The sequence below is a fragment of the Paraburkholderia sp. BR14320 genome (genome assembly GCF_040948665.1).
In the GTDB taxonomy this organism is placed as follows: Bacteria; Pseudomonadota; Gammaproteobacteria; order Burkholderiales; family Burkholderiaceae; genus Paraburkholderia; species Paraburkholderia youngii.
The window spans coordinates 77,320-89,112 of sequence record NZ_JBFPKG010000024.1 but is presented as its reverse complement, the minus strand read 5'-3'; the positions used below and the strand labels follow the sequence as shown (position 1 = coordinate 89,112).

12 protein-coding genes are annotated in these 11,793 nt (G+C 61.5%); 11 read left to right on the top strand and 1 reads right to left on the bottom strand.

Going from position 1 to position 11,793, the window contains the following annotated elements; genetic code table 11:
• Positions 1-57 precede the first annotated feature (57 nt).
• The 11 genes from AB3X89_RS22160 (at position 58) to AB3X89_RS22110 (ending at position 10,452) form a co-directional block, all read left to right on the top strand.
• Positions 58-237 carry a hypothetical protein gene (locus AB3X89_RS22160; RefSeq protein WP_368585172.1) on the top strand — a complete coding sequence of 60 codons (180 nt, stop codon included), beginning with the start codon at positions 58-60 and terminating at the stop codon, positions 235-237.
• 106 nt (positions 238-343) lie between these two features.
• Complete coding sequence (locus AB3X89_RS22155; protein ID WP_368585171.1) at positions 344-1,132, top strand: GntR family transcriptional regulator; 789 nt, start codon at positions 344-346, stop codon at positions 1,130-1,132.
• Positions 1,132-2,898 (top strand): fumarate reductase/succinate dehydrogenase flavoprotein subunit, encoded by a 1,767-nt coding sequence (locus tag AB3X89_RS22150; protein WP_368585170.1) that lies wholly within the window; start codon positions 1,132-1,134, stop codon positions 2,896-2,898. The genes AB3X89_RS22155 and AB3X89_RS22150 overlap by 1 nt, the downstream gene beginning before the upstream one ends.
• Positions 2,899-2,912: 14 nt before the next feature.
• Complete coding sequence (locus tag AB3X89_RS22145; protein WP_018433236.1) at positions 2,913-3,158, top strand: ferredoxin family protein; 246 nt, start codon at positions 2,913-2,915, stop codon at positions 3,156-3,158.
• Positions 3,159-3,213: 55 nt separating this feature from the next.
• Entirely contained in the window at positions 3,214-4,641 is a 1,428-nt protein-coding gene (locus AB3X89_RS22140) for an ABC transporter substrate-binding protein (protein ID WP_368585169.1), read from the top strand.
• Between the two features lie 35 nt (positions 4,642-4,676).
• Positions 4,677-5,522 (top strand): ABC transporter permease, encoded by an 846-nt coding sequence (locus AB3X89_RS22135; protein WP_368585168.1) that lies wholly within the window; start codon positions 4,677-4,679, stop codon positions 5,520-5,522.
• The gene (locus AB3X89_RS22130) at positions 5,519-6,310 is read left to right on the top strand and encodes an ABC transporter ATP-binding protein (protein ID WP_368585167.1); all 792 of its coding nucleotides are present in this window, start codon (positions 5,519-5,521) and stop codon (positions 6,308-6,310) included. Before AB3X89_RS22135 ends, AB3X89_RS22130 begins: the two co-directional genes overlap by 4 nt.
• Positions 6,311-6,339: 29 nt before the next feature.
• Positions 6,340-7,335 (top strand): HEAT repeat domain-containing protein, encoded by a 996-nt coding sequence (locus AB3X89_RS22125; protein ID WP_368585166.1) that lies wholly within the window; start codon positions 6,340-6,342, stop codon positions 7,333-7,335.
• Complete coding sequence (locus tag AB3X89_RS22120) at positions 7,332-7,646, top strand: DUF971 domain-containing protein (protein ID WP_368585165.1); 315 nt, start codon at positions 7,332-7,334, stop codon at positions 7,644-7,646. Before AB3X89_RS22125 ends, AB3X89_RS22120 begins: the two co-directional genes overlap by 4 nt.
• A gap of 601 nt (positions 7,647-8,247) precedes the next feature.
• Positions 8,248-9,690, top strand: coding sequence for a N,N-dimethylformamidase beta subunit family domain-containing protein (locus AB3X89_RS22115; RefSeq protein ID WP_368585164.1), 1,443 nt, complete (start codon positions 8,248-8,250; stop codon positions 9,688-9,690).
• Positions 9,691-9,786: 96 nt separating this feature from the next.
• Positions 9,787-10,452, top strand: a complete 666-nt coding sequence (locus AB3X89_RS22110; protein ID WP_368585163.1) for a trans-aconitate 2-methyltransferase — start codon at positions 9,787-9,789, stop codon at positions 10,450-10,452.
• Between the two features lie 144 nt (positions 10,453-10,596).
• On the opposite strand, the gene AB3X89_RS22105 is transcribed toward AB3X89_RS22110, so the two are convergent.
• A complete protein-coding gene (locus AB3X89_RS22105; RefSeq protein ID WP_368585162.1) occupies positions 10,597-11,634 on the bottom strand; it encodes a glycosyltransferase family 2 protein in 1,038 nt (345 codons plus the stop codon).
• Positions 11,635-11,793: the final 159 nt, after the last annotated feature.

The window sequence follows — 11,793 nt, the reverse complement described above, 5'->3', positions numbered from 1 at the left end:
GGGGATCAACACAAGCAGGCTGCCGTCTGCCGTGACCACGTCAATCAAGGTGATTCGATGCTGCAATCCGCCAATCCGTTCTTCGGCGCCGCGGCGAGCGCCGAAGCACCCGCCGTGCCGCTGCGTTCGCAGCCGCTGTCGCTCGATGGGATCAGCAAGCGCTTCGGCGCAATCACGGCGCTGGAACAGCTGTCGCTCGACGTGCGCGCAGGCGAGCTCATCGCGCAAAACGGGTAAGGGTGCGCGGTCGATCGCAGTCGAAAAAGCAAAGCAGAATTTGTTGGTTGGACTGCGAACAGGCACTCACTAGACTGCGACTCATCTTGTCATAACAAGCTGAGTCATGTCGAAAGCCGCAGGTAATCTTGTCCCCGTCACATCGGTGCCGCTCTACGCGCAGATCAAGGAAACCCTGCGCGCACGCATCCTCGATGGCACCTATGCGCCTCACAGCCAGATGCCCTCCGAGCACGAACTCTGCGCGATGTTCGGCGTGAGCCGAATAACCGTGCGCCAGGCGTTGGGCGACCTGCAGAAAGAGGGCCTGCTCTTCAGGTTGCATGGCAAAGGCACGTTCGTATCGAAGCCGAAAGCCTTTCAGAACATCAGCTCGTTGCAGGGTTTCGCCGAAGCCATGTCTTCGATGGGCTACGAAATCGTCAACCAGTTGCGCAGTTTCCGCACCGTCAGCGCGAATCGGCAAGTGGCCGACCGGCTTCGCATCGAAGAAGGCGCGCCCGTCATCGAAATTCATCGCGTGCGTCTGCTCAATCGCGAGCCGATCTCGCTCGAGCTGACTTGGCTTCCCGAAGCGCTCGGCCAACGGCTCGCCAATGCCGACCTCGTCACGCGCGACATCTTCCTGATTCTGGAAAACGACTGCGGCGTGCCGCTCGGCCACGCCGACATCGCGATCGACGCAATTCTCGCCGACGATGAGATGGTCGACGCGCTGCGGGTGGAAGAAGGCAGTCCGGCGTTACGCATCGACCGCCTGACGCACGACGCGAACGGTACGCCTATCGATTATGAACATCTGTACTTCCGCGGTGATGCGTTCCAGTACCGCTTCCGGATCGACCGTGAAAAGCAGGGCAATGGCGCAACAAGCCAGGCCACAAGGAAAGCATGATGAATACACACGTACTCGAATACGACATCGTCGTGGTTGGCGGCGGAACAGCGGGTCCGATGGCCGCCGTCAAGGCTAAGGAAAGCGACCCGCACCTCAAGGTGCTGCTGCTCGAAAAGGCCAACGTCAAACGCAGCGGCGCGATTTCCATGGGCATGGATGGACTGAACAACGCCGTCATCCCGGGCCACGCGACACCCGAGCAATACACGCGCGAAATCACGATCGCCAACGACGGCATCGTCGATCAGTCCGCCGTCTATGCGTGTGCGAAGCACAGCTTCAAGACCATCGAAGAACTCGACCGCTGGGGCGTCAAGTTCGAAAAGGACGGCACGGGCGACTATGCCGTGAAGAAAGTGCATCACATGGGTTCATATGTATTGCCGATGCCCGAGGGCCACGACATCAAGAAAGTGCTGTACCGGCAGTTGAAACGTGCACGGATCGCGATCACCAATCGCATCGTTGCGACGCGTCTTCTCACCGACGCACAGGGCAACGTAAACGGCGTACTGGGCTTCGATTGCCGCACAGCCGACTTCTACGTGGTACGAGCCAAGGCCGTGATCCTGTCGTGTGGCGCAGCCGGAAGGCTCGGCTTGCCCGCATCCGGCTATCTGATGGGCACGTACGAGAATCCGACCAACGCGGGCGATGGCTACGCGATGGCCTATCACGCCGGGGCCGCGCTCGCGAACCTCGAATGCTTCCAGATCAATCCGCTGATCAAGGACTACAACGGCCCCGCATGCGCGTACGTGACCGGACCGCTCGGCGGCTTCACGGCGAACGGCAAGGGCGAACGCTTCATCGAATGCGATTACTGGAGCGGGCAGATGATGTGGGAGTTCTATCAGGAACTCCAGAGCGGTAATGGCCCGGTGTTTCTCAAGCTCGATCATCTCGCCGAGGAAACGATCCAGACCATCGAGCAGATCCTGCATACGAACGAGCGACCGAGCCGTGGGCGCTTTCATGCGGGACGCGGTACCGACTACCGGCAACAGATGATCGAGATGCATATCTCCGAGATCGGCTTTTGCAGCGGACACAGCGCTTCGGGCGTGTTCGTGAACGAGCGGGCAGAGACCACCGTGCGCGGGCTCTATGCCGCTGGCGATATGGCCGCCGTGCCCCATAACTACATGCTGGGCGCCTTCACTTACGGCTGGTTCGCCGGACAGAATGCGGCCGCGTATGTCGCGGGACGCGAGCATGCGCCGCTCGATCAGGAGCAGATCGACGCAGAGCGCGCGCGCGTCTACGCACCTCTTGATCGCGAACATGGCCTTGCGCCCGGACAGGTCGAATACAAGCTGCGCCGCATGGTCAACGATTATCTGCAGCCGCCCAAGGTGACACGCAAGATGGAAATCGGCCTGCAACGCTTCGACGAGATCGCCGAAGACATCGCAGCGATCAAGGCGTCGCATCCTCACGAACTGATGCGCGCCGCCGAAGTACGCGCGATCCGCGATTGCGCCGAGATGGCTGCACGTGCATCGCTGTTCCGTACGGAAAGCCGCTGGGGTCTGTATCACCATCGGGTCGACTATCCGCAGCGCAACGACACCGATTGGTTCTGCCATACCCATCTGCGCAAGGACGCAACGGGCCGCATGGTCAGCGAAAAGCGCGCCGTGGAGCCGTACATCGTGCCGCTCGACGACGAGCAACGCGGTTCCTACAGCAAGCTGCGCATTCACGACGCCAACGACATCACGCACGCGGCACCCCGGCCGCTCGCCGATGTCACCGCCTGACAGGAGCGCCCGCGATGTCTTATACCCCGCACGACATTCTTCATCGAAGCTCGGCCCCCGTCACGATCGACGAAAGCAGATGCATTGCCGACAAGGGCTGCACTGTCTGCGTCGACGTGTGCCCGCTCGATCTGCTCGCGATCGACATCAGTAAAGGCAAGGCCTACATGCAGTTCGACGAATGCTGGTACTGCATGCCGTGTGAGCAGGACTGCCCGACCGGCGCTGTAAAAGTCGATATTCCGTATCTGCTGCGCTAGCGCGCCGCCGCGAGCATCCAGCCTGTTCCTTCCGAGACCAACGAAGAGCCGCCTCATGACCATCCGCCATGCCCTGCCCCGCTTCCTTGCCGCTGCCATGCTCGCCCTTGCCGCGGGCACCGTCGAGGCCGAAACGATCCGCGTCGCCATCGGCACGCAGGACACGACCATCAACTGCGCGACTGGCGGCCTATTGATTCGCGAACTCCATCTGCTCGACAAGTATCTTCCGCACGCGGGCAAGTACAAGGGCGTGACATACGACGTGCAATGGAAAGACTTCACATCCGGCGCACCCATGACGAACGAAATGGTCGCCGGCAAGCTGGATTTCGGCGCGATGGCCGACTTCCCCGGCGCGCTCAATGGCGCGGCGTTCCAGAAGGCTGGCCGCAAGAGCATCTTCATCGCCGTGCTGTCGGGCAGCGTCGACGGAAGCGGCAACGGCATCGTCGTGCCCGAAGGCTCGCCGTTGCATTCCATCGCCGACCTGAAGGGCAAAACGATTTCCGTGCCGTTCGCCTCGACATCGCATGGCATGCTATTGCGCGCGATCAAGGCGCAAGGCTGGAACCCGGACACGGACGTGAACATCATCACGCAGGCGCCCGAGGTTGCGGGCAGCGCGCTGAAGGCGAAAAAGATCGACGCGCACGCCGACTTCGTGCCGTTCGCGGATCTTTTCCCCTATCGCGGCTTTGCGCGCAAGATCTACGACGGCGCGCAAAGCCACGCACCGACCTATCACGGCGCACTGGTCGATGCGGCCTATGCGCAGAAGTACCCCGAAGTGGTCGTCGCGTATCTGCGCGCCGCCATCGATGCCAACCGGCTCATCGCGCAGGACCCGGAGAAGTACAGCCTGCTGATCCAGAAGACGACGGGTATCGAAGCGCCCGTCGACTATCTCTATCATGGTCCGCTCGGTATCCAGACACGCGACCTCACATGGAAGCCCGAATATCGCCAGGCGACGGCAACCGCAATAGAAACGCTCAAGCTTTTGAAGAAAACGGATGTCGATCTGAACGCGAACACGTTCATCGATGACCGCTACATTCGCGAAGCGTTCAAGGAATCCGGCCTCGACTACGACGCTGCGCTGAAGAACTATGCGAGGCAGCCGCTCATCGCCAACGACGCCGTCACAGGAAAACCGATCCGCGATTTCAACGACGTGGCCCAGGTGTGGCTGGACAACGAAGAGAAGGTCCGCAATTACGCGTCGCCGGAAGAAGCATTCGCGGCGCTCGGCAAGATCGCACAGTCGGGCGCAAAGCCACGCGCCGTGTTCGTTCATGACCACGCAAGCGGCCTGAAGCTGTTTGCAAACCAGGCGTGGTACGTGATGGATTCGCACGGCGCGATCACCGCATTCCTGCTAAGAGCGGGCGCCGACCGTTACGCGCAACAGGTGTCAGGATCGGTGGTCGATTACGCCGCGGCGCAATCGGGCGCTGCACAAGCCCTCGCGTCGCGCTAGGCGCATTCCATCGTCGCGCAACATCGGGACAAACTATGGCCGCCACCTTCGAACTTCAGGGCAACCGCAAATCGACGCGCCGGCGCCCTACTTTCCTCGCGCTTACGACCCTGCGCCGCACGCGGCGCGTGACATCGCTGGCGGTATGCGTCGCGCTCTGGCAGCTTGCCGTGCACTTCCGGCTATCGACGGGCTTCATCACGTTTGCCAACGTGCCCGCGCCGACCGATGCGCTGCCCGCGCTGTGGTCGCTGCTGCATTCGCCGAAGCTGCCGATGCATCTGGCCGCGAGCATCTGGCGCGTGCTCGCGGGTTTTTGCGCGGCGGCGGTCGTGGGTGTCGGTTTGGGCCTCGCGATTGGCCGTTATCGCGCGGTCGAAGATACGGCGCTGCCTGCGCTCGAAATGCTGCGCCCGATCCCAGCCGTCGCGTGGATACCGCTTGCGATCCTGATGTTTCCGTCGTCGGAACTCAGCATGATGTTCATCACGTTCATCGGTGCGTTGTTTCCGATTCTGCTCAACACGGTGCATGGCGTGGAAGCCGTCGATCCGAGGCTCGTCGCGACTGCCCGCAGTCTCGGCACAAAATCGCTCGCGCTTTATAAGGAAGTGGTGCTGCCAGGCGCTGCGCCGGCTATATTCACGGGCCTTGCGATCGGCATGGGCACCGCGTGGTTCTGTCTGGTGACGGCGGAGATGATCGCGGGCCAGTATGGCATCGGATATTTCACGTGGGAGTCGTACACGTTGCAGAACTACCCCGACATCGTCGTCGGGATGGCGTTGATCGGAGCGCTCGGCATGGGCAGTAGCGCGCTCGTCATGCGTCTGGGCTTTGCGCTCACCCCGTGGTACCGATTGCAGGAGAAGCAACGATGAGCAGCGTTGCTATCGAAATCGCGAACGCGCCCGCCCGCGTCAACGTGCGCGCGCTTTCTGTCGAAGTAGGACCGCCGCAAGCGCGCATCGCAACACTCGACGGTCTCGACGTCGACATCGCGCCCGGCCAGTTCGTCTGCGTGCTCGGTCCTTCCGGTTGCGGCAAGTCGACCTTGCTTGCCGCGATCGCGGGGCATATCGCAGCGACACAAGGCACGATCGCCGTCGATGACGAAGCGGTCGAACGCCCGCATCCCGAGCGCGGTCTCGTCTTTCAGCAACACACGCTGTTTCCATGGAAGCGCGTGATCGACAACGTCGCGTTCGGCCTCAAGATGAAGGGCGTCGGCGCGAACGAGCGGCGCAGGCAAGCCGCAGAACTGCTCGAACTCGTTGGACTTGGCGGGTTCGACTCGCACTACCCCGCGCAACTGTCCGGCGGCATGCAGCAGCGCGTCGAAATCGCGCGCGTGCTGATCAACCGGCCACGCGTGCTGCTGATGGACGAGCCGTTCGGCGCGCTCGACGCGCAAACGCGCCGCATGATGCAGACGCTGCTGCTCGATATCTGGACAAAGGTACGCACGACGGTTGTCTTCGTCACGCACGATATCGAAGAAGCGCTGTTTCTCGCGGATCGCATCCTGATGCTATCGAAGCGGCCCGCCCGCGTGGTCGCGGATATTCCGGTGCCGCTTGCTCGACCCCGGTCGGACGATACGACACTCGACCCAGTGTTCGTCGACATCAAGCGCCAATGCCTTTCACTGTTGCGCGACGCCAAGTGACGCCGCGCGATTCCATTATTCGACCGTTCATGTCCGCCCCGAACTTGTTGACCTACGATCCCGAAACGCTTGCACCGGAAGCCGTTGCATTCTTGCCGCGCCTGTCGGATGCCGATGCGGCGGTCCGGCGCATTGCACTGATCGAACTTGCCGATCTGGAAGACCCCGACGCGCTGCAGCCCATTGTCGCGGCGCTGAAACACGACGATTCTGCCACGGTGCGCAGTGAAGCCGCACGCGTGCTCGGCGCGTGGGAAGACCCGCAAATCGTGGAAGCGCTTTGTCATGCGCTGACCGACGTCGATGGGGAGGTGCGCCAGGCCGCAGCATTAAGTCTGTCGGAGCTGAAGGATGCCTCATCGGGCGCGGTGCTCTGCGGATGGCTCGATCGACCCGAACCGTTCGTGAAGGCCGCGGTACTGCGCGCGTTGCGCGAGCTCCGTGTCGCCAATGCGTTCGCACCTGCGTTGCAAGCCCTTGCTGACGACGATCCCAGTGTGCGCATCGAAGCCGTCGGCGTGCTCGGATGGCTGAAGGATGCGCGCGCGCTCGCGCCGCTTGGCCGTATCGCCGCATCCGACAGCAGCGCCGACATTCGCCGCGCGGCGATCGGTGCGCTGGGTTTTGCACAGGGAGACGATTGCGCCACCCCGCTTGCGTTGCTGCAAGCGCTGCGTGATCCCGTGTGGCAAGTCCGTGAGGAGGCTGCGACAACACTCGGCAAGCTGCGCGTCGCATCGGCGCGCGACGCGTTGATCGTCGCGCTCGACGACGACTACTGGCAGGTGCGCCTGCGTGCCGCGCGCGCGTTGGGACAGTTGGGCGACCGTGCCGCGGCACCGCCGCTCGTAGCACTGCTGGCGCACGCGATCAGCAATCTGCGCAAGGAAGCGGCGCTCGCGCTCGGGGAACTGCGCGACCCATCGACAGCGGCGGCACTGCGCGAAGCGTCGGGCGACAGCGATCCCGAAGTGCGAAAGGCGGCCAGAATTGCGCTGCAACAGCTCGAGCCAGTGACACCATGAAGAGTCCGCGGCAGATCGAATTCGACGCTGAGACGCTAACCCTGCATTGGGATGAGGGACCGGCACAACGGCTTACGTCCCGCGCGCTGCGCATGGGGTGCCCTTGCGCCGAATGTCGGCGGCGACGGCTCGATGGAACGGCGCTCGACGTGTCGCCCGATATCGTCATTCTGGAGATTCGCCCGGCCGCTTACGGCATGCAACTGGTGTTCAGCGACAAACATGAGCGTGGCATCTTTCCGTGGGTTTATGTGGCCGGGCTGCCCGAACCGGCAGCGCAATTGCAAGCAGCCTTCCCCATATCCTCGTAACGCTCACGGCGAGCTTAACCTTGCAGTGATGTCCGGTCCGGGCGGACGACAGCTTTGTCGGTCGTCGAACGGCAGCGCACGGCCAGAAAGGTGCCGCTCCCGATCTGCTGTTGAATCTGCTCAGACAGATTGCACTTAGCCCGGATGCCGTGGCTCATTGAAAAGGAATTTGTGTCCGTTCGGACATTCGCTGCCCAGCAATTAGGTGTGTGGAGGTGGGCGCCGGGCGAACGGCGAACGCATAACATCGGGCCGAGAGCAGCCCGACGCGTCAGGAAATAGCAACACCGCGAGCCTGACGGCGAATTTCTCCGACATGCTGGCAAGCGTCGGATAGTCCGACTCGTTGAACAGCCCGGTGATCAAGCATTTCGATGTCACTCGGCGCATACCGCGTATCTTATGTCGCATACCGTGTAATTGAAAGCGGAGCGCGGGAGGTATCATTTTGCCAATTCCGAACAGACCCAAAGGGCGCCCAAAGCATTCACGTCGCAGAGAGTAACCCCGCGTCAAATTGCCCCGGTGCGGGACATGGTTGCCACTATGACCCGCCATCTCGTCCACGTGCAGCTTCGTCAAGGATCGGAGAAAGTGATCGATGAGGTTATATCCGCTCGCGCCCGCCTACGATGCCGGCGGCATTTTCGAACTCGCCGTCGAGCCAGGGCGCCGCTTTTCTGTTGCAATCTACCGGCAAGGCATCGGAGAAGCGCTCGAGTTCCACTGCGGCATCCTTGTAGAGGACCGCGGCGCGATGGATTGCGACAGCGTGAGTGGCCAATGGGTGCTGACTTCGCCGCGCGGACGAACCGCAACGCGTTGCGACGCTGCGTGGCGGTGGCCGAGCTTCCGGTTTCGCTTCGATCGAGCCGATGCGACGTCGGGGGTGTATGTCGCGGTGGCTTACGAGGTGCGCGCCAACGGCGAGCCCGTGCGCCCGCTGGGGCGCAACTGCGCCGCGCATGAGCCTCTATACGGGCTGCCGCCGGACAGCAGAAGTATGGCAATGTTGGTCGCGCGCCCTCCGCGACCATCGGCGTCGGTCGCTTACATCGTGCCTGTCGCGACGTATCAAGCGTACAACTCGATCGGCGGCGGCGGTTTTTATCACGATCCCGTTCGACGTAAGAAACCTGTCAAGACCGTGACCCTGCTAAGACCAGGTGGCGGCTTCGGGGCGCAGTTCGGCGAGCCTGCCGACCCCTATGAACCTCGGTCCCCGCGCCAACAGTTCCCACACTGGGACGCGAAGTTCGTGCGCTGGCTGCAGGCGAAGAACATTGCTTGCGACTTCTACTCCGACCTGGATCTCGATGATGGTGACCGGCTTGATCTAACCCAGTATCGCTGCGTGCTTAGCGTGGGTCATCATGAATACTGGAGCAGGCGCATGCGTGACAGGATGGCCGGCTTCATTGCGAACGGCGGACACTATGCGATCTTTAGTGGAAACACCTGCTATCGGCCAATCGAATTTTCGCGCGGCAGCCCTGATGCTCCCGATCTGCGCGTGACTCGCCTCGCGGAAAATTGGCCCGGTCACGACGAAAGCGACCTGATCGGGCTCAGTTATGGTTATGGCGGCGGCTGGTGGGGAGAATGGCGTCTACTGCGTGGTGGCTGGATCCGGCGCGAGCGCCCAGCAACCGGATTCCGGGTCGAGGACGCGAGTCACTGGGCGCTCGCCGGTACGGAGTTGAACAACGGAGACATTTTTGGTGCCGAAGATCGTCTGGTGGGCTACGAAGTAGACGGCTTGCCGCCGGACCCCAATGGTTTCCACGTGCTTGGCATGACAAGCGCGCTGAATGGATGGGACGTCGGCGGACGCGGCGTATTTGGCGTGCTGCAGCGGGCGGCTGGAAGAGGAGTTCAGCCGGGCATCGTCTTCAACGCAGGCACGACAGATTGGGCTCGCGTCCTCATGGATCCGCACGCCGAAAGTCATTCTGTCGTCGACCGTATCACCAGCAACGTCTTCGAACGCTTGCTGGCCAATCCGAGCAATCGCGACAGACAGTCCGTTACAGCACAGGCTTAATGACGATTCTGCCGCGCACCTAAAGTCGCGCGGGGATATCGGGTGCTGGCCTGAAGAAGCCACGTAGCGTCAGTTGGTTTGACATGAGAGCCGACCATGCTTAATCCGACAGATAGAAGAGGAGTGTACGGATTCCTCGGTAAAGCCATAAAGTGGCCTGTTAAAAGGTTTGTCCCCCCAGCGATCAGGGCCAGGATACTGCCGGCTCACAGCGTCTCAATCTCGGATGCGACGTGGAATCAGGCGTACGGCTCGGGCACCTGGGATTATCTGGGGACGACGCCGGAGATTGCCCGCTATAGCGTGATCGCCGGGTATTGCAAGCACCTGAAACCCGCCGCGCGAGTGCTCGACGTTGGATGCGGCGCTGGCGTTCTTGCAAGTTGGCTTTCGGGCGCCTCGATTTCTAGCTATTTCGGCATCGATCTTTCCGAAGTCGCCATTGAGCAGGCCCGCCAGGCGAATATCGATGGAGCGGAATTCGCCGTCGCCGATGCCGCTACCTTTGAGCCTTCGCAGATATTCGACGTTATCGTCTTCAACGAGATGCTTTATTACCTGGAAGAACCGGAGGAACAGATTCGTCGACTCGCGCGGTGTCTCGCGCCCGGTGGGCTATTGATCGTCAGTATCTGGTATCACGACGACGGAATACGGACGTGGAACAGGTTGAAGGCGGCCTTCGACGAACTCGATCGTGTCCGTATCACACACGCGTCGACGCGATTCAAATGGGACGTGGCCATGCTGAAGTTGCGGTAAATTTTGCACGCATGCATCTGATCAAATGCCGCCCCTGAGCGGCCGCCTCGAGCCACGCTGTTCTGGAAAATCGCAGGCATCGCCCGCGCCCCAAACGGCCCGCACCATCCGTTGCGGACGTGCCGGCATCCGTCGCGTCTCAGCTCAAAGTCCCAAAGTCACGGCGCGGCGTTTGTTTCTGAGTACGAGAAAGTGAAAATGCTTCGCAAGGAATCGCGCGGCGCAACTGAGGACCCAAGGGTGATGCATTGTGTGCCGAAAGGCTTGTGCGAAACGCCTTTCACGAACTGCCTCGGTGACATCGACCCAGCGAAGCTGGGTTTCGAGGGTTCGCTGTCGATGCGCACACGCGTGGGCTAACCTTCCCGACAGCGCGTGCGATGCGCGGAAACGCGCGTTTGCTTCGAGCATGCCTCGAAGCGCCCGTCGATCCGCTGACTTGTCTGTGGAAAGCGAATCATCACGTCTGCGATAGTGGTAACCCATAGCCGGATAGACGACCATTTCCGCTTCGTGCCTGACCAACACGCGCAACAAAAGATCGAAGTCTTCGGCGGAGCGAACCCGCTCGTCATACCGAAGCTCGGACAGCAGTTCGGTTCTGATCATGGGCTGCAAATAGCCGAGTTGCGGCGCTTTGACAAGCGCAACGGCATCGACGGTCCTCGCGGTCCGCAGGCCAAGCAGCGAATACCCGGTCAGCGAGCCGCTTTCGCTCATGATGAGCAAGTCGTCCGCTACAATGCCCGCGCCGTCCGATTCGGCCCTTGCGAGCATCGACTGAAGGCGTCCGTCCGCAAACACATCATCACTGTCGAGGATCGTGATCCAGCGTCCTCGCGCACATGCCAGCGCACGGTTGCGCGCGACCGAGGGTCCCGCGTTGGAAGAAGATGTGAGGAGAACGATACGTGGGTCATTAGCAGCAGCGGCGCGGACAATCTCAGTGCTGGCGTCGGTTGACGCATCATCAACAACGATCAGTTCCCAATCCGCGAGGCTTTGTCTCTGGACCGACCTGATCGCCTCTCCGATCCAGTTCTCTCCATTGAAGTTGGCCATCACGACAGTGACAGAAGGTGCCAACGCGGAAATGCTCGTACGATTCGCGGTGGCTGGCTCCTTGTCGTCGAAACCGCTTTGAAGTGCCGCCGATGCGAGATTTTTGACCCTTAAGCTCATAGTCATAGTTCTGACGCAAGTTTGCAAAGATTGTCGGACAGCGTTCTGCTGAAGTCGGGATAGGCGGAAATAGCGCGGGCGATGCCGTATCGCACCCCAAAGCGAGGGTGGAGATTTTCCAGATCGACGGGTTGCCTGCGACGATGCCCTCGCAGTCGG